Raw genomic sequence first — 18414 nt, 5'->3', positions numbered from 1 at the left:
AAAATGAAACCCGGGTTTAACCCGGGTTTTGGAGCGGATAATGGGATTCGAACCCACGACCCCTTGCTTGGCAAGCAAGTGCTCTACCGCTGAGCTATATCCGCACTGATTTTCTGGAGCAGGTGATGGGGCTCGAACCCATGACCTCCGCCTTACCAAGGCGGCGCTCTACCGACTGAAGCTACACCTGCATCGACAAGATAAATTATACTATATTTATACCCTTTCGTCAAGTGATGATAAAAATTAGATATGATAAAATAAATGAGTAGCAGAAGAAATTCAACAGAGGAGGAGAAAAATGGAGAAAAAAGCTAACCCAGAACCTTTTAAAATTAAGATGGTGGAATCTATCAAAAAAATTTCAAAAAAAGAAAGAGAAGAAGCCTTAAAAAAGGCGGGATATAATTTATTTGCGTTAAAATCAGAAGAAGTGTACATTGATTTGTTGACCGACAGCGGTACCGGCGCAATGAGCGATAATCAATGGTCAGGATTGATGTTGGGAGACGAATCATATGCAGGAAGTAAGAGTTTCTACCATTTATGGGAAACAAGCAAAGAAATCTTTAATTACAACTATTTTGTACCAACTCATCAAGGTAGAGGAGCAGAACAGGTTTTATTCCCTCTTTTAATTAAAAAACCTGGTCAATACGTGTTGAGTAACATGCATTTTGATACAACTAAGGCACACGTCGAATTAGCTAAAGGCAGGCCTGTCGATCTAGTTATTGAAAATGCTTTTAATACAGATGCCTATCATCCTTTTAAGGGAAATTTTGACTTGGAAAAATTGGAATCCTTCATATTAGAGAAAGGAAGCAATAATATTGCTTTTATCATAATAACTATAACCTGTAACAGTTCAGGCGGACAGCCTGTTTCTATGCAAAACATAAGGGAAGCCCGTGAAATAGCCAATAAATATGGGATTCGTGTATTCCTAGATGCAGCTCGTTACGCTGAAAATGCTTATTTCATAAAGCAAAGAGAAAAAGAATATTTTGAAAAATCCATAGAAGAAATAGTGAAAGAGATGTTTAGTTATGCCGATGGGTTCACCATGAGTGCAAAAAAAGACGCCATAGTAAATATCGGTGGATTAATTGGGATTAAAGAAGACGAAGCTCTATTTAATCAAGTAAAAGCAGCTCTTGTTCCTTTAGAAGGATTTCCTACATACGGTGGTTTAGCCGGTCGAGATATGGAAGTCATGGCAAGAGGTTTAAAAGAAGGAATTCAATTTGATTATTTGGAATATAGAATAAAACAAGTAAAATACTTGGGAGATAGGTTAAGAGAAGGTGGAGTATCAATTCAATATCCAACTGGAGGGCATGCTGTTTTTGTCGATGCTAAAAAGATGCTTCCCCACATACCTTATTACCAATTTCCGGCTCAAGTTTTGGCAAACGCACTTTATTTAGAGTCTGGAGTTCGTGGTGTAGAAATTGGGTCTTTAATGATGGGACGTGATCCTCAGACTGGTGAACAACTTGAATCTCCTTTTGAATTTTTAAGATTAGCTATCCCAAGAAGAGTCTACACTTACAATCACCTTGATTATGTTGCTGAAGGATTATTAGCCGTAAAAGATATATCTAATTCGCTGAAGGGATTAGAATTCACATATGAGCCAAAAATTCTACGACATTTCATGGCAAAATTAAAACCTATAGAAACTTAATTTCAACTTATATATCATTTTTTCATGATATAATGTAATACTAGAAAGAATTAAACTTAGAAGAACAGAAAATAATAATAATAATAAAATGGAGGTTTTAACAATGGCAGAATTTTTATTGCAAAACACACACGGTAGTCATTTTTACATGAAAACACCTTCTGGTCATGATATTCATGTGGACGCAGCCCCAGAGAATCTCGGTTATGATTCAGCTGCAAGACCTATGGAGTATTTAATTGCTGGTTTAGGTGGGTGTACGGGAATAGATGTAGTAACGATTTTGAACAAAATGAAAGTAAAGTACGATGAATTGAATTTAAAAATATTAACAGAAAGAAGTGAAGAGCATCCCAAAAAATATACGAAGATTCATATAATTTATGAATTTAAAGGGAAAGATCTACCTCTAGATAGATTGGAAAGAGCCGCTCAACTTTCACAAGAAAAATATTGTGGTGCTACCGCCACATTTAGAGGTTCCACAGAGATTACCCACGAAGTGAAGATTGTTGAGTAAATATAAAAACAATAATTGTTTGGGAGGAATAAAATGGCTAACTTAAAGGAAAGAAAAGAGAAAGTCTCTCGAAAACTTGAAAATATCGACAACGTTATTATGGTTATGAGTGGTAAAGGAGGAGTTGGAAAAACTACCGTTGCGGTGAATTTAGCAGTAGCTTTGGCTCTAGAGGGCAAAAAAGTAGGCATTTTGGATGTTGATTTACATGGTCCGGATGTAGTAAGAATGTTGGGCGGTAGGGAAGCTAAAGTATCTGCTGTGGGAGGAGAAATACTACCCCCCGAAGTACACGGAATAAAAGTTATTTCTATTTCCCAATTCTTAGATAACGATAATGATGCAGTTATCTGGAGAGGCCCTTTAAAAACAGGTGCTATAATGCAATTTATTGGTGATGTCGCTTGGGGTAAATTAGACTATCTAATTATTGATGCACCTCCAGGTACGGGAGACGAACCTCTGACGGTTTTCCAAAATGTTGAAAAGATTAAGGGGGCTTTGATCGTAACTTCACCTTCTATCGTTTCACAAGACGACGTAGAAAGGGCTATTAATTTTGTGATAAAAATGGATAAGCAAGTTATCGGTATAGTTGAAAATATGTCATATTTTATCTGTCCAAATTGTAAGACTAAACATTTCATTTTTGGTGAAGGTGGAGGAAGCGCTTTAGCAGAAAAATACAATTTGGAATTACTTGCTCAAATTCCTTTGGATTCAACTGTCAGGGAGAACATGGATGCTGGTAAACCCGTTGCTTATTTTGGAACCCCTGAAGTAACGAGCTCTTACGTTAATTTAGCAAAGAAGGTAATAGAAAAAGTAGAAGCAGTTAGTTAATAAGGTATAAGATCAGAAAACTGAAATGGGTAGATGATAAGATTTTATTTTAAAAGGGCTACAAGGCTGAGCCGAAGGCTTTTGGATTTTCTAAAACCATTAAACTGCGTTTCTTTTAGGGGGTTACTTTCATGAAGAAAGTATTATTCGTTGTAATAATACTTATTTTTGCTGTTGTTTCTTTTTCAATCAGCACCACGTTTTTATACTCAAAAGAAGCTACTTCTGTTTATTTAATTGCAAGTTTTAACAATTTTGAACCTATCGCCATGGAAAAAAGCTTCACGGGACTGTGGCGTTATAAGGTTGATTTAGAACCTAGTGAATACCTGTATAAATTCATCGTAGATGGAAAAAGAACGATAGATTTTTCAAACGAGGATGTACAAGCCTATAACGGGGAAATCTTCAATGTACGCACCGTCCAAGAGTCATTTGTTTTTCCAAAAGTTGGAGATGGCTCAATTAAAAAGGTTTATTTCGATAACGAAAGAAGATATATAAATCCGGTCCAAAAGAGTGAAATATATCTTTCAATAGAATTCGAAAAAAATGATATTGAAGACGTTGAACTACAAGCTAACGCATCCTCTATACAAAAATCTGTATTAGAGTTCAATAATACCATCCTTTATAGGTTTCACGTATTCACCGAAGCAGAAGTTTTAAAGTATAGATTTTTGATCCACGATAACGAAGAAATAATATACGGTTTCAACGGAACAGAAGAGTTTTTTGAATTCGACTTTAACCATCCTATAATTTCTTATTTTGATATACCAGCGTGGTCAAAAGGAAGAATCTATTATCAAATATTTCCTGATAGGTTCAGAAATGGTGATACCTCAAATGATCCTGAAGGAACCTACAGTTGGAACGGTCCTCACAACAGAAATTCTCTTTCTTTTGGTTTTTATGGTGGAGATCTTCAAGGGGCAATTGATTCAATTGACCACTTAGAATACATTGGGGTGGAAGCGATCTACTTCAACCCCATTTTTGAAGCTCAAACTCCCCATAAATACGATACAACTGATTATTTAAAAATTGATGATTCTTTCGGTAACGAAGAGGTCTTTTCTAATATGATAGAGGCGTTACATGAATCAGATATCAAAGTAATCTTAGATGGTGTATTCAATCATACTGGAACTGAATTCTTCGCCATGAAAGAAAACTTTCTCAAACAAGAAAAATCCAATTATTTGGATTGGTATTATATCAAATCGTTTCCTATCAAAAAATCCACAGAAAGTTACGAAGGTTGGCATGGATACGCTGATCTCCCTCAATTAAACAATGAAAATACCGAGGTAAGGGCATACATAAATCAGGTAATTGGTAAATGGATGAGTTTTGGGATAGATGGATGGAGAATGGATGCGGTCGATCAACTCCCTGAAACTTATTGGTCAGCTCTTTACGAGAATATTAAAAACATAGACCAAGAAGCCCTAGTTGTGGGAGAATTTTGGAGAGATGCCACTTCTTATTTTGAAGATCCAAGTTTCGACTCGGTTATGAATTACATCTTCAGAGATGCGGCTATTGCATATGCCAAAGGTGGAAGGGCTATTAACTTTGTTAATACCACTAACGCATACATAGACAAATATCCACCACAAGTGTTGCATGGGTTATGGAACCTTTTAGGTTCACATGATACTGAAAGAATACTAACGGCCCTCGGTGAAGATACACACCGAATGAAATTAGCTGTTGTTCTTCAAATGACGTTTATAGGATCTCCTCTAATATATTACGGTGATGAAATAGGTATGACGGGGACCACAGATCCATTTTGCAGGGTTCCATTTTATTGGGATGATAGTAAGTGGAATATGGAAATTTTAGATTTGTATTCCCAATTGGCTGAATTAAGAAAAGAAAGTAATGCCTTAAGAAAAGGTGATTATACAGTACTGTATGCCGATGAAAGTGTTCTAATTTATGAAAGATGCTATAAATCAGAGAGTGTCATAATTGCACTAAATTCTAAAGATTCACAAATTGAAATTGAGTACGATTTGTACGGAAATTACAGAGACATCTTAACTGGAGAAAGCTTTGATACCATAGAGAAAATGCCAGGTAAATGTTTTCTTGTACTTGTTAGCGAGTGAAATTGGAGGATTTAGATGTATTATTATGAAGTAATCCCCATAGGGCAAATGATTTTTAATGGGTTTACCTACAAAAGCGATAAAAAATTAGAGATAGGTCAAAGGGTTATTATTGATTTAAGAGGCAAGTTCCTTTCTGGCTTAATTTACAAAGAAGCTGAAAGCACCGAATTTAGCAAAATAAAAGAGATCGCATTTCCATTGGATAATAAAAGTTTATTAAATGAGAATCACATCAAACTTATGGAAAAAGTAAGCTCAAAATTTATAGCTCCTATTGGAGAGGTTGCAAGATTGCTTTTTCCTCCTCTTTCTTCGGATATTTATAAACTGAGAATTATACCTAAAAGTTCTTTAGCTCCTATTCAAAAACCCATTTTTTACAAGCAGTTTTTAAAATCTTTTGATAATGCTTCAAAAGCCAACAAGCAGTTAAGAGAGTATTTGGATTCAAATTTAATCGAGATAGAACTATATAGAAAAGAAATTACAAATAAAATAGATAAGTTTGTTAGTCTAAAAATGGACTTAAAAGAGACGTGGAAGTTCAATGTGTCAAAATCTGCCAGAGAGGTAATAAATTATCTCTCCATAAACGGTGAAACCTTAGAAAGCGATCTGTACTCACAAGGTGTTGTGAAAAAAGGTTCCACCGTTTTGAACACCTTAAGAAAAAAAGGTATAATAGAATTATCAGAAAGCACAACGGCTGAAGAAGAAAATACAGAAGTTTCTTTAAATGATGAACAGAGACAAGCAGTTGAGGCAATACAGCTAAATCCTGATAAACCACATTTATTGTACGGGGTTACGGGGAGCGGTAAAACCGAAGTATTTTTCGAGGTGGCAAGACCTATCTTGGAAAGTGGCGGGAAAGTACTTCTTTTGGTTCCAGAGATTTCCTTAACCTCAGAGCTGATGAACAGGTTAAAAAAGCGATTTGCTAATTACAATGCAGCGTTTTACCATTCTGGACTTACAAGTAGTGAAAGAGTCCAAACTTGGTATAAAGCCGTGAATGGTGAATTAGATTTAGTCATAGGAACAAGAAGCGCTATTTTCATACCCATGCAAGATTTAAAAATGATTATAATCGACGAAGAACATGATCAATCTTACTATCAGATAGAAAATGTTAGTTACGATGCAATAGATACAGCTTGTTTTAGAAAAGATTTAGAAGATATTCAACTGATACTTTCATCAGCTACCCCACGGGTTGTTGATCTACACAAGGCAAAAACGGGTACCTTTTATCTTGAAAAAATAAAAACAAGATATTTTACCGAAATGCCTGAAGTCCAAATAGTTGATATGAAAAAAGATGAAAAATACAACTGGATATTCAGCAAAAAGGTAGTAGAAAATATAGAAATTTCTTTGAAAAAAAACAAAAAAGTAATTGTTTTTACGCCAACAAGAGGTTATGCCAATTATGTAATTTGCAGCGACTGCGGATATATATTCAAATGTGATGAGTGCGATGTTTCATTAACCTTTCATAAAAAAGAAAGAAAATTAAGATGTCATTACTGTGGAAAGGAAAGTGAATTACCAAATTTTTGCCCAAAGTGTGGAGGCTTTAAGCTACAAACCAGAGGTTTCGGTACGGAACGGGTTATGACTGAATTGGCTAAGTTGTTCCCTTCACAACCTCTGGTAAGGGTTGATAGAACAGTTATAAAAACATTCAAAGATTTAAGAAACACTTTCAATTTCATGAAAGAACCTGGGAAAAAGATCGTTGTCGGGACTAAGATGATCACTAAAGGTTTGGATATTCAAGATTTAGATTTAGTAGTCATTCTTGACGCTGACAGATATATCAACTTCCCCGACTACAACGCCCAAGAAAGTACAGCCTCTTTGCTCATGCAGGTTGCCGGGAGATCTGGCAGGAAAGAAAAAGGCAAAGTCATTATTCAAAGTTTTCAACCAGAAAATGATATTTATAAATCTTTAATCGATCATAATTTTGACCTGATTGCCGAGAATGATCTCGAACAAAGAAAAGTATACGGTTATCCTCCATTTGTAACCTTGTTTTTGATTTTAGTGAACAACCCTTCTGTTGATAAAGCAAAAGCTAAAGCAAATGAAATCGTCGAAGAGTTGGGTAAAATTGAAAATCAGGATGATTTTGAAATATTAGGACCAGTTGTACCCATCATTTCCAAATTAAGAGGAAATTATAGGTATCAAATCATTATAAAAAGTAAAAAGAAAAATCATGAGTTTTTATACTCAGCGCTTAAAACACATTTTAGAGACATCAAAATTTATGTTAACCCTCCCACCACATTAGTATAAGTTTTCTTATAAAAACAATTATTTCACGTTTATCCCCAAAATATAGAAATATAAGTATAGCAACTATTCAAATCTGGAGGTGATTTAGATGGAGTATAAAGTTTATACAAAGGAAGTAGAACTTACCGAAGCTTTAGAGAATTATATCGAAAAAAGGATGAGTAAACCAGACCATCTGCTCAAAAAACATTCCGATATCGTCTCTCCCTCTGATGTCAGAATCACAAAAGAGAGGGGTATATACAAAGTAGAAATAACTACCCACATTAAACCTTTAAGCAAGATCATAAAAGTAGAAGAAAGAAACAATGATCTTTATGAAGCTATTGATAAGGTAACAGATTCTTTGGAAAGAAAAATAAGAAAGCTAAAAAATCGTTTACAAGAACAAAGCAGAGCGGAAAAAAAGGTGCGAATGGAAATAGAACAAAATCTTCAAAATCCTGACATTAAAAATCTTGATTTAGCTGAAGAAAGTGAAGCAGAGAGTGAAGAAAAACCCGATGCTCCCAAAATCGTGAGAACAAAAAATTTTGATCTAACTCTTATGAACGTTGAAGAGGCAATGTTACAAATGCAACTTTTAGGTCATTCATTTTTCGTTTTCAGAAACCCAGAAAATGATGCTATCAGCGTGCTTTATGAAAGAAAAGATGGAGATTTAGGTCTCATAGAATTCAATGAATAATTGTTAGATACATACGGGATGCCTTCGATAAAAATTGATTAAAAAAACATAGGGTCTATAAAATCAGACCCTATGTTTTTTGTCAAATTAAGTCTATCATATAAGGTTTTAGAAAATGATGGGCAACCGCCAAGATTGCCACACTTATAAAAACGCAGAGAACCGCATTTAAACTAAACCCCGTTATACTCAAACTCAGTGCCGTACCGGCAGCTGGTGGATGTTCTGTATCTATGACAACCATAAGAAATATTGATAGACCTACCGCGAGGGCGTACGATAAATTAGAGAATACAAAATTACCGTTAAGCAAAAAAGAAAAAATGCTTCCGCATATAAATCCTACCGCATGCCCACCCACCAAGTTTCTAGCCTTAGCAACCATACTTTGTGGCATGGCAAAAACTATAAAAGTCGATGCCCCTAAAGAGCTGACTATTATTGGCCTGTCTTGAACATTCAAAATCAAAAGTATGAAAAAAATCGTGATGGTAGCCAACAAACTTTGAAAAACATACTTCTTCCAGTTTTTTTTGAACTTTTCAAAAATATTAGAAATTTCGTTCAACTAGAGATTCCCCTTAAAAGAAGGTAAGTTTAAAAGGTTTGACCGAAACCAAACCAGACCTGTCCTTGTAAAGCCTCATTCCATCCATACCCAAAGCCTATTTGTCCCAATAAAGGAACTGTGAACCTTAATCCGCCACCAAAAGACAAAATTCCGTCCCCAATAAGGTTACTAACGTCATTTTGAGCACTACCGTAATCAAAATAGGCAATAAGATCCAATGGAACTTGACCTGTGGCAAGCTCGTAGGCCAATTCAGTGTTGAATAAAAGCACATTTTCTCCTTCCTGTGCGTAAAAATCAGAAGTCCTTACAGAGTACATTCCTCCCACATTGTATTGATAATGCAGGTTAGAATCGATGTTAGAATTATAGACGGTACCCAGTTTCAGTCTCGTTCCCAAAGTGAATTTATAAAAACTGTAAAACAATTTACCTTCAGTGTTGGCACCAATATAATAATTGGCATTGCTTGTTTCAACCCCACCGATGCCGTTTATTTGGAAATATTGACCTTTATGTGGCCTAAAAGGGCTGTCTAAGCTGTTGTATAAATATCCCGCTGATCCAGAAAGTACATTAAGATTACTTTCATCCATCAATGTGTAATTATTGTAGGTAAAAGAACTTGTTATATAAGAGAAGTCTTGTATACTGTATCTTGGAGCAACAGATAATGATAGATAGTTCGTTGCATCTTCTCCAATGTTCGAATAATACTCTCCATCTTCACTTACCGTATAATGTATGCCAGCACCTAAATCAAGGTTGCTACCAGCCAACTTAATAACATCGTAATCAAATCCAACAGAATAGTAATTCCCCAAAGGATTCAAATCTGAGTTAAGAGAAAATGTTTGCCCGTATCCTAAAGGGTTCAACCATTGAACCTCAAGTTGACCCGTAAAACCTTGATACCATTCTTGACCTTCTGGTAAGCTCCAAGTGACACCTCCCGTTAATTTTCCGAGTTTTTCACTTTCTATAGGGGTTATCTTAAAACCTACAACATCTTCGGCTTGCTGTAGGCGCTGTATTTTAACGTCTTTAAAAAATCCTGTTCCCATGAAGGATGTGTAGGTATCTTGTAATTTTTGCTGGTTAAAAACTTCGCCTGGTTTTATCTTCACCAGAGACTCAACTATGTATGGTTTAGTTTTAGCGGTTGCTTCCTGAGTTATTTCAACGTCTCCTACCTTTGGTTCTGTTATTTCAAATATTAACTCCTCATCTTGGTATTTAGGGGTAATTAATGTATAAATGTATCCGTTGTCGTAATAAACCTTTTGAAGATTATCGTATGCGTATAGAAGGTCTAAATTACTCACTGATTCTCCTAATGGAACAAACTCATTTACAACCTCATTCAATCTAAAATCTTCTAAACTTTCATTTCCAATAAAAGATATTTTGTTCACTATTACCGGCTCTTGGGGAACTACTTTTCGTAAGTTACCTTCTAAAACAAGTAATAACTCTCCACCTTTGTTTTCCTCTATTTCGGTTATCTCAAAGCGCAAATTAGTATCGGCTGAGAAAAACGGAATTTGATTTAAGGAGTTGAATATGTTCTGAACCTTTTGAAAACTTGGGTAGGTTTCTTTTGCGTTGGGCCTAAGCAAGAAGAATTTACTGTTCCAGTCTTTTCTAAAATCAAAACCGATTCTTTTCTTTATGTCTTCTTTATCCAGTTGGGATAATTCTCCCCTTAATTCTAAATCCCAGAGAGAATATTCCTTAACGATGAAAACCAATGTTTCGGATGAATATTCTTTATTGTTTATCTCCGTTGCCTCTAAGGTGATTTCATCTCCAGTCATTTTTAGATTGGAGTATATATCAACGAATTGGTAACCGTTTTTTATGTACAAATCTTGAATGTTTTTCATGGAGGTTTGAAAATCATTTAGTCTCAATGGGATATTTGTGTTTAAATTGATCGACGAACGAATATTTTCTTTGTCGATCAATCCATCACCTAAGATCTCAACTTCATAATTTGTTACAATAGGGTTGGGCTTAAATATGAGTTCTAGATTCCCATTTTCGTCCAAATTGTAAGAAACAGAGGTAAAATAACCTGACTTTAGTATTTCTTGTAGGGCTAATCTAATATCTATATCCCCAATATAGGAGCCTTCTTGTATACCATAATTTGTTAGTACCCTTTCCACATCTGTTGCCGCATAAGATATGTCAACGTTGTAAGAAATTTCGTTTAAAAGGGTTATTGAAAAAGCGAATCCTGTGATGAGAAAGACAGCAAATAGTAGAAAATGTTTTTTCATATTAAAACCTCCTAATTTTTTGTAGTTTGTTAATGCCCTTATACCCCGCTCCCTGCTCTTCTTAGAAAGGGACCTGCGGTCCCCTAACCCAGTGGGGGGTGGAGGGCTTCGCCCTGTGACCCATCTAAAATCATCAGCTTATTTATAAAGCTTATTTTTGCGCCCTTATACCCCGCAGCCCACCCTTAAACGTTAAGGGGTAACCCCTTTAAAATCCCCAAGTATTAAGGGTCTTTGCCCTTTAAGTACCTCATAAGAACCTCAAAATCAAAGTCTGTTTTAAGAAACTTTTTTGCACAAATCAGCAAAAAAGCTCTGTCCACTGTAAAATTACTTTAAAATGTCTCCTTTGTACTGATGCTTCAAATATGCTTCATAACTCCACGGACAAGTTTTTTGAAAAAATTGTGCCAAAGCCTTAGCGTACTGTTGAATTTCCCATTGTGCATGTGAAGATGCCCTTAAATCCAAGAAATGCATCAAGGCCCGGGCATTTGTAGTTAAATAAAACTCAGTGTATTCCCCTACGGGTAGTATAATACGTGCCATTTCTCTTGCTACACCCATATTTATAAGTTTTTCGTAAGCCTCATAACTTTTCTTGTAAACTTCTTCTATAAGTTCAAGAGTCTCCTCTTTTAATTGTTCATCAAAGTATACATTACTACTCTGTTTGTTTTTTGTATCTTGTACCCTGATATGATCCGGGATATAAAACTCGTTGACGTTTTTCGATGTGTATCTTCTACTGATTTCATTGGGAGACATTCCTATCCTATGGCGAAACCATTGTCTAACAACAAAGATAGGGGCTTTTACATGAAATGTAAAAGTGATATGTTCAAACGGAGAGAGATGCCCATGTTCCATCAAGTAGTCTATGAGTTTTCTATCTTTCTCATCGGTAGATATATCTTTTCCGTGTGACACTCTGGCAGCCCTAACCGCAGATCTGTCATCTCCCATCATATCAACAAGAGTAACAAATCCTTTATCGAGCACTTTGATAAATTCCTTATTTGCTGTGAGGCTGTCTTCTTGATTGGTCATTGTCAATTTTTTTCTCCTTCCCAAATTTGAATACTATGTAGAATATCGCTGAAATTACTATAAATAACGGTAACAAGGTGGTCAAGAAATTGTTTCTGGTTAGTTTTCTATCTATAGCGTTCAAAGTTTGTTTTATATCAGAATTATCTGGATCGTACATGAGTGCTTTGGTTAAATAAATTCTTGAAATTGCCAAATTGTCAGTGCTGGTTTTATTACTCTCATATAAAGTTGTTCCAAGTTTAGCTAAAGCCTCTGCATTCTTAGGATCAAGATCGATAGCGGTTTTATAATAATTTATCTTCTGAGAGTTTGTTTCAGAAATATCGCCCAAAAGTTCATAACTTTTTGAGAGTACCGCTTTTTTATTAGAATTTTGAAGAATCCAATCGACAATTTTTCTTGATTCTGATTTTTCATCCAAATTGTAATAAGAAAGGGCTATTAAAAACATGATCCTTTCGTCTTTTTGTGAAAGATTTACGTAATCTGTTGATAGCTGTTTGACGTCTTCAAACTTGCTTAATTCAAATGCTTGAACTATCAACAATTCTTGAATTTTTCTATTTGATGGATAAGAAGAATAAGCTTTTTCCAGATTTTTGAATATGTTCTCTTTTTCTTGAAGGGTTGCCCCTTCCCACGTTAAAAGCGATTTATAATAAATTGAAAAAGGATTTTCTCCAATATTCTCCTCTATTATATCAATGGAACTTAAAATTTCATTAAATATTTCCATATTTTTGGATTTTTGCCACACTTCATAGTTCAATAAAACATTGATGGCATTAACGATAACTGAATCAGGGTAATTGTTGGTTAATATCCTAATTCTATTGATACTTTCCTCTTCATTACCTGGATAGTATTCAGAAAGAACGTTCAACGCAGCTGAATCATCAGGTTTTAAAGAAGAAAGTATATAAGGCCTAGTTTGATTAGCAGCAGTTTTATATTCTTCGTTACCTGTTTCATAATATTTTAAATACAATCCTAAAACGTTCAAACTCTTCTGGGATGAAACTAATAATTCATCGGTATCAAAAGTATAAACGTAGCTATCTAAATTACCGGCATAGATATTCAAAGTTATAAAAAAAATGGAAAGAATTAGAAATGATATTTTTTTAAGAAGTCGATACATGTGTCAATTCTCCTAATTATTTTTTAGCGCCATACGTTAAGGGGGTTCCCCTTAATAACCCCAAATCAAGGTCAAAATCATTTAAAAACATTGTTTGCACACTGCGGCAAACTTAAAAAATCTTTTTGCACAAGGCTGCAAAAGGGCTCCGCCCTGTAGTTTTGTTTGTTATCTGGGAACATTTGTTTGCTTTTGATAACCGTGAGGAACTATCTCATCATCTTCGAGTTGAAACACTACCTTCGTAATTGGTTTTGTAGGCATAAATTTTTTCTTGTGTATGATTATTTCAGTTCCTGGATATACCACTTTTTTTGCTATGATAAAGGCAGATTCTTTAGATGATTGAATTTTATTTCTAATCGTTTCCAGCTTTTCTTTATCTTCTCTTACTTCTGATAAGAGCATTTTATAGGTGTTAAAAGATTTCTTGTAGTATTCTAACCTCTTTTGGTCTATTTTACCTTTTTCTTTTAGGACTTGGATCCCTTTGATTATAGAATTGAGTTTCCTAAGATTTTCCATATCGAGGGCAATTTTTTGTTCTAATTTATTTAACTCTTCGTTAAGGTCAGGTAAAACTCCCACTTCACAGATAGATCTGACACCCATTTCACTCCCTAAAATTTCCGCTTCTATAAGGTTGGTAGCTAAGGTATATCCACCTGAGATCTTTCCGGTACCACCTTCAACGATGACATGTTTTCCTGCTTTGATGTTAGAATTGACGATGGCTGTTTTAACTATTACATCTTCTTCAGCTTCGATATTGGCGTTTTCGATGTAATTGCACCTCAAGATTTTAACCTTTATAGAACTTTTACCGGCACCTTTTATTCCAAATATTTTGGCTTCTCCTTCACAAAATACCGTAGCAGATTCAACTACACCTTTGATCTCTAAATAAGAAGTAGCTTCAACGTAAAAACCCGATTTAACATCCCCGTTAATGATCAACTTCCCTGGGAAGCGAACGTTACCAGTAGCGTAGTCTATGTTTCCTTCTATCTTGTGTTCGTCAGAAACATCTAAGCTTATCTCACCATTCGGTGTTTCTTTACTGAGGAACTTTCCATCTATCTTTGAAATTACCTTATTGTTGTTTACTTCAACGTTATTACCTAACTTTAGTTTTAGCTCTTTTCCCTGAATACCTTCGATTTTTTCTCCCCGTACGTTTCTTCCGGATTCACCTTTGGTTGGAGGAATTATCTCTGCCAGTGTATCTCCTTTTTTTACGATTATCAATTGGCTACTTTCTTTTAAGTCAACATAGCTATTTTCATTGTTAAGTTTTTCTTCAATATTCTGCTGAAAGATTAACTGTGCATCTTTCCCAACCTTCGGAGGCATTCCATACGCAATAGCGTATTCCTTATCATATTCGGGTTCAGAGACAATTTCTTCAATAACTTCTGATTTTATCCCTACTACCACACCTTTTTCTTTTAGAAAAGCCTTTATTCCGCCAATAGTAGGTGGTCGTCCATCATCTATTAATTTTAAAGATGCCACCATCCCATCTTCAGAGATTCGCAGATCATATTTAGCCAATCTAAACTACCCCTCTTTCACCATAATATTACTTTCCCTTTCCAGTTATCAATCTTGTATCTGGAACTTGTAACGATGTTAAAATCTTGGGCTATTTCTTTTTTTATTAGGATGATTTGAGGTTTCAAATATTTCAAAAAGTGCAATCCAACCTTTTCTAAAAACTTTGCTGGAATATCTTGTGGAATTCTAAGCAAGTCTTTTTTGTAAAATGTAAAATATTTTTGGGTTAACTCTTCTCCAAGTATCTCAACTAAACTCTTGTAATTTTTTTGCTTAGACTCCTCTTCATACCTTTTTGATTCGTTCAAAGAAAAAGAACAACCACAATAATTTTGACGATAAATATTGTAAGTTTTACATATTTGTGCTGCCATATGAACACCATTATTGGACCTAAAGTTTACATACTTAAAAGATGGATTTTCTTCTTTATCCAAATTCTTCGTTATTTCTAAAATATCCTTGTGAGACTTTCTAGGGGAAGCAAGAAGAGTCGTTGAATAGATAGAAAAATTCAATCGTTTAGCTTTAGCTTTGGTCTTTTCAAGCCTCAACTTCATACATTCATAACATCTTTTAGGGCTGTCTTCCTTATTTGCCGTGAGGCTGTTCTCTTTCCCCTTTATCCTTTCTAAAAACTTATCAGGTTCATAATCTCCTTCGTAGAGTTGGAACCCCCAAATATCCCTTAATTTTTTAACTTCATCCAATCTCTTGGAATATTCTTGAAGTGGATAAATATTCGGGTTGTAAAAAAATACAACAGGTTCGAATCCCTGTTCTGCTAATTTTCTATAAGAAACCGTTAGATCAGGTGCGCAGCAAACGTGTAAGAAAATCTTCAAAATACTATCTTCCCTTCCATTTTTTCTATCGTAGAAGATGGAATACCTAATTTCTTTAGATCATATAAAGAGCTTATACGTTTAATAGCCCTATATTCGATAATTTTCTGTGCAGACACTTCTCCTATTCCCGGTAAACTTTCCAATTCTTCACTGGATGCTTCATTTATGTTTATTTTATCATCCACTATTTCGTAAACAACCTCTGAAAGATAAATATAGTCTTTAATATTTGAAAATGTTTTTTCTCCTATACCAGAAACGTTCATAATGTCTTCTATTTCCCTAAAACCTTTCTCTTGTCTATAATTTAGGATTGCTTGTGCCTTGGCGGGTCCGATTCCAGGTAGTTCGATCAACTCTTCAACTGACGCGGTTAAAAGGTCTATTTTATTTTCCTGATAAGAATTAAGTCTACCTTCTTCACCCGAGTGATATCGATCAACCGTTAAAATCCCAAGCAAAACAACTAAAATTATACTTAATACCGGAAAAAGGAGCTTTTTTCTCATTGTATTTCTACTCCACTAAAGTAGATACCTTTAGTGAATCTGTCTGCTATACTCAGTCCAGTTAAATCAAAAACAAGCTTCTCATTCATATTTTTCAAGTATGTTTGTGCCTCGTTATAATCATCAAACAGACCGACGAGTATTGCCCAATAATCTTCGTTACTCTGTTGAAACTTACCGTTGAAAACAAAAGCGGGGATGCCCCCTTGTCTTAACGCCATCGTAGGAAACATAGCTGGTGCTGGAGTAGTGTATAGGTAAATTTGAATGGAAAATAGGTACTGCTCTTCCTCTTTCCCTTCCAAAGAAAAATCCGAACGATACAAGTAATACTTATCCCCGTTTTGAAAAATAAAGTAAGATATATCGTTGTTTAAAGCGTACAACGCCTCTTCAAAGACCTCGCGTTGATCGTAAAAAACTTTTACGGAACCTTTGTTGTATGGTTTTAACATCGTAACCGAGTTGTTCAGCAACACTTGATAATCGAGTTCTTGAATATTGTAACTTACCCTCGCCATTGTGTTCCCAATCTCAATCTGTGGCAAAACTAAATCTTCTAACACAGCAGATTTGGAAGTTGGTTCAACTTCATTTGGTATGTTTACTTGAGTATTATCTAACTCTTCAATTTTAAGTTTAAGATTATTCATCTGACTTTTTAAATATATAGTATACGTTGTCAGCGCGAAGGTGATCAAAGGTAAAATAAAAACAAGAATTAAAATAACTGTGAACCAACGCGGATTATTCTTTTTCATGATTCATACACCTCTCAAAAGAGATTTAAACTCTAAAAGGAGATCTTTCAGCTCTCCAAAATTCAAAAGCAAATCCACAAAGCCGTCCTCTTTTAGTAATATTTCTCTTATAGGTACGTTGTTCACTTTAGCCTTGATGTTTTGGATTTTTGATGATTTCAAATCTTCGAAACTTCTTATGTTTTCAAAGATCTCTTGAAAATTTTTCTCATGTATATACCCAAATTTAAAACTCAAATACACAAGAAACGCAAAAGACAAACTCTCATTTTGAACGAAATCAGCTTTTACAGAGGTATCTGCAATGTATTTCATCAATTTGGTCCCAGGAAAAGGTAAATCATTAGAATAAAGGGACAAAACAAATTTAACAGCAGAATAAAGATAATCCTCTAAATCTAAGCGGATGAAATTTTTAGAATACTTCAAAGATAAGCTGGCAAAGTTATTGTCAAACAAAATCCCCAAAATATATCCCAAGAAAAACTGTTTTTTCATATCTTTTTTATCTAAAAATTTGCAAAAATACGGATCTATATAAACTAGATCGGGATAACCGCTCACCTTCAAAAAATTCTTAGTGTAATTCATATCTAAATAGAATTCTCCCGAAACGGGTAAATATATCATAGAAGACAGTGTTGTTGGCATAACTGTGAAGGTCCCTTTTGGAAAATCCAAAGTATGAAAAACGTAACCAGCCATGTCTATCAAGGAACCCCCACCTATCACCACTAAATTGCTATAACTACCTTCTACCATGACCTTACACAGTTCTAAATATTTATCGAAATACTTGGTTTCATTGCCGCCTTTTACATAAAAGATATTGTTACCGGATCCTGTATTTAAATGATTTTTCAAATTGGAATCGATTATCATCAAAGTTCCGTATTTAGATGCGTATCTTTTAGAAAATTCTTTGTAATACCCATGGCTTATATTGATATTAATGTCTTTCTCAATACCCTTAGAAAAACTGATACTTTTCATCTTTTTTCGTCCTTTTTACCTAATTTCGTCGATTTTATCGACACGCCTTTTATGTCTTCCACCTTCAAAATCTGTCGATAAAAACTTGTCTACCGTCCAAATGGCTAAATCAATGCCCATAAGTCTACCTGCTAAAACCAAAACGTTGGCGTCGTTATGTTTTCTAGCGTATTCTGCCATCAATGGATACAAGCATAAAGCACCTCGTATGCCTTTCACTTTGTTCACTGCGATTGACATCCCGATTCCAGTACCACAGATACCTATGCCAAAATCAACTTCGCCTTTGGTTACCTTTTCACCAAGTTTTTTGGCATAATCTGGATAATCGACACTAGCATTGGAATTAGTCCCCAAATCTATTATATCGAATTTCTTCTCTAAAAGATAATTTTTAATCTGTTCTTTCATATCATATCCGGCATGATCGGAGGTAATTACAATTTTCATGAAAATACGCTCCTTTTGATTATAGAATGTTGTCTTTAGTAACTCTTGTATTTAGCGCCCCTTCGCCCCGCT

The 18414-nt window shown here is 34.9% G+C and carries 16 protein-coding genes and 2 tRNA genes; 6 read left to right on the top strand and 12 right to left on the bottom strand.

Translation table 11 applies throughout. The features are described from left to right. Window positions 1-29: 29 nt before the first annotated feature. A tRNA-Gly gene (locus X928_RS07125) sits at window positions 30-104 on the bottom strand. A gap of 10 nt (window positions 105-114) precedes the next feature. Then, window positions 115-191 (bottom strand) — tRNA-Thr (locus tag X928_RS07120). A 110-nt stretch (window positions 192-301) separates the two neighbouring features. Between X928_RS07120 and X928_RS07115 the strand changes: the two genes are divergently transcribed. The 6 genes from X928_RS07115 to hpf all read left to right on the top strand — a co-directional run bounded on the left by X928_RS07115 (window position 302) and on the right by hpf (window position 8174). Continuing rightward, window positions 302-1690, top strand: a complete 1389-nt coding sequence (locus tag X928_RS07115) for a tryptophanase (protein ID WP_103079114.1) — start codon at window positions 302-304, stop codon at window positions 1688-1690. 103 nt (window positions 1691-1793) lie between these two features. Then, the gene (locus X928_RS07110) at window positions 1794-2210 is read left to right on the top strand and encodes an OsmC family protein (protein ID WP_103079113.1); all 417 of its coding nucleotides are present in this window, start codon (window positions 1794-1796) and stop codon (window positions 2208-2210) included. A 33-nt stretch (window positions 2211-2243) separates the two neighbouring features. After that, window positions 2244-3053 (top strand): Mrp/NBP35 family ATP-binding protein, encoded by an 810-nt coding sequence (locus X928_RS07105; protein ID WP_103079112.1) that lies wholly within the window; start codon window positions 2244-2246, stop codon window positions 3051-3053. A 131-nt stretch (window positions 3054-3184) separates the two neighbouring features. Further along, the gene (locus X928_RS07100) at window positions 3185-5176 is read left to right on the top strand and encodes an alpha-amylase family glycosyl hydrolase (RefSeq protein ID WP_103079111.1); all 1992 of its coding nucleotides are present in this window, start codon (window positions 3185-3187) and stop codon (window positions 5174-5176) included. Window positions 5177-5191: 15 nt separating this feature from the next. Next, complete coding sequence (priA, locus tag X928_RS07095; RefSeq protein ID WP_103079110.1) at window positions 5192-7486, top strand: replication restart helicase PriA; 2295 nt, start codon at window positions 5192-5194, stop codon at window positions 7484-7486. Window positions 7487-7574: 88 nt separating this feature from the next. After that, window positions 7575-8174 (top strand): ribosome hibernation-promoting factor, HPF/YfiA family, encoded by a 600-nt coding sequence (hpf, locus tag X928_RS07090; protein ID WP_103079109.1) that lies wholly within the window; start codon window positions 7575-7577, stop codon window positions 8172-8174. Window positions 8175-8256: 82 nt separating this feature from the next. On the opposite strand, the gene X928_RS07085 is transcribed toward hpf, so the two are convergent. From X928_RS07085 to rpiB, 10 genes are all read right to left on the bottom strand, one after another. Then, the gene (locus tag X928_RS07085) at window positions 8257-8742 is read right to left on the bottom strand and encodes an HPP family protein (protein WP_103079108.1); all 486 of its coding nucleotides are present in this window, start codon (window positions 8740-8742) and stop codon (window positions 8257-8259) included. A 29-nt stretch (window positions 8743-8771) separates the two neighbouring features. Further along, a complete protein-coding gene (locus X928_RS07080; protein WP_103079107.1) occupies window positions 8772-11030 on the bottom strand; it encodes a POTRA domain-containing protein in 2259 nt (752 codons plus the stop codon). A gap of 330 nt (window positions 11031-11360) precedes the next feature. After that, entirely contained in the window at window positions 11361-12080 is a 720-nt protein-coding gene (thyX, locus tag X928_RS07075; RefSeq protein ID WP_103079106.1) for an FAD-dependent thymidylate synthase, read from the bottom strand. Next, window positions 12046-13224, bottom strand: a complete 1179-nt coding sequence (locus X928_RS07070; RefSeq protein ID WP_103079105.1) for a tetratricopeptide repeat protein — start codon at window positions 13222-13224, stop codon at window positions 12046-12048. The genes thyX and X928_RS07070 overlap by 35 nt, the downstream gene beginning before the upstream one ends. A 168-nt stretch (window positions 13225-13392) precedes the next feature. Further along, entirely contained in the window at window positions 13393-14778 is a 1386-nt protein-coding gene (locus X928_RS07065) for a flagellar assembly protein A (RefSeq protein WP_103079104.1), read from the bottom strand. 17 nt (window positions 14779-14795) lie between these two features. Then, window positions 14796-15626 (bottom strand): epoxyqueuosine reductase QueH, encoded by an 831-nt coding sequence (locus tag X928_RS07060; protein WP_169926334.1) that lies wholly within the window; start codon window positions 15624-15626, stop codon window positions 14796-14798. After that, the gene (locus X928_RS07055) at window positions 15623-16138 is read right to left on the bottom strand and encodes a ComEA family DNA-binding protein (RefSeq protein WP_103079102.1); all 516 of its coding nucleotides are present in this window, start codon (window positions 16136-16138) and stop codon (window positions 15623-15625) included. Before X928_RS07055 ends, X928_RS07060 begins: the two co-directional genes overlap by 4 nt. Further along, window positions 16135-16899 (bottom strand): hypothetical protein, encoded by a 765-nt coding sequence (locus tag X928_RS07050; RefSeq protein ID WP_103079101.1) that lies wholly within the window; start codon window positions 16897-16899, stop codon window positions 16135-16137. Before X928_RS07050 ends, X928_RS07055 begins: the two co-directional genes overlap by 4 nt. A gap of 3 nt (window positions 16900-16902) precedes the next feature. Then, a complete protein-coding gene (locus X928_RS07045) occupies window positions 16903-17892 on the bottom strand; it encodes a dehydroquinate synthase/iron-containing alcohol dehydrogenase family protein (RefSeq protein WP_103079100.1) in 990 nt (329 codons plus the stop codon). A gap of 15 nt (window positions 17893-17907) precedes the next feature. Further along, entirely contained in the window at window positions 17908-18342 is a 435-nt protein-coding gene (gene rpiB / locus X928_RS07040) for a ribose 5-phosphate isomerase B (RefSeq protein WP_103079099.1), read from the bottom strand. Window positions 18343-18414 lie beyond the last annotated feature (72 nt).

Source organism: Petrotoga miotherma DSM 10691 (genome assembly GCF_002895605.1).
Lineage (GTDB): Bacteria > Thermotogota > Thermotogae > Petrotogales > Petrotogaceae > Petrotoga > Petrotoga miotherma.
Note: the sequence above shows the minus strand (reverse complement) of the source record. Positions and strands in the feature narration are given on the sequence as shown.

Excerpts from the sequence above, each read along its gene's own strand:
- X928_RS07050 (WP_103079101.1), bottom strand. The coding sequence starts at position 16,899 with ATGAAAAAGAATAATCCGCGTTGGTTCACAGTTATTTTAATTCTTGTT.
- X928_RS07045 (WP_103079100.1), bottom strand. The coding sequence starts at position 17,892 with ATGAAAAGTATCAGTTTTTCTAAGGGTATTGAGAAAGACATTAATATC.
- X928_RS07110 (WP_103079113.1), top strand. The coding sequence starts at position 1,794 with ATGGCAGAATTTTTATTGCAAAACACACACGGTAGTCATTTTTACATG.
- X928_RS07080 (WP_103079107.1), bottom strand. The coding sequence starts at position 11,030 with ATGAAAAAACATTTTCTACTATTTGCTGTCTTTCTCATCACAGGATTC.
- X928_RS07055 (WP_103079102.1), bottom strand. The coding sequence starts at position 16,138 with ATGAGAAAAAAGCTCCTTTTTCCGGTATTAAGTATAATTTTAGTTGTT.
- hpf (WP_103079109.1), top strand. The coding sequence starts at position 7,575 with ATGGAGTATAAAGTTTATACAAAGGAAGTAGAACTTACCGAAGCTTTA.
- X928_RS07100 (WP_103079111.1), top strand. The coding sequence starts at position 3,185 with ATGAAGAAAGTATTATTCGTTGTAATAATACTTATTTTTGCTGTTGTT.
- X928_RS07115 (WP_103079114.1), top strand. The coding sequence starts at position 302 with ATGGAGAAAAAAGCTAACCCAGAACCTTTTAAAATTAAGATGGTGGAA.
- priA (WP_103079110.1), top strand. The coding sequence starts at position 5,192 with ATGTATTATTATGAAGTAATCCCCATAGGGCAAATGATTTTTAATGGG.
- X928_RS07070 (WP_103079105.1), bottom strand. The coding sequence starts at position 13,224 with ATGTATCGACTTCTTAAAAAAATATCATTTCTAATTCTTTCCATTTTT.
- rpiB (WP_103079099.1), bottom strand. The coding sequence starts at position 18,342 with ATGAAAATTGTAATTACCTCCGATCATGCCGGATATGATATGAAAGAA.
- X928_RS07105 (WP_103079112.1), top strand. The coding sequence starts at position 2,244 with ATGGCTAACTTAAAGGAAAGAAAAGAGAAAGTCTCTCGAAAACTTGAA.
- thyX (WP_103079106.1), bottom strand. The coding sequence starts at position 12,080 with ATGACCAATCAAGAAGACAGCCTCACAGCAAATAAGGAATTTATCAAA.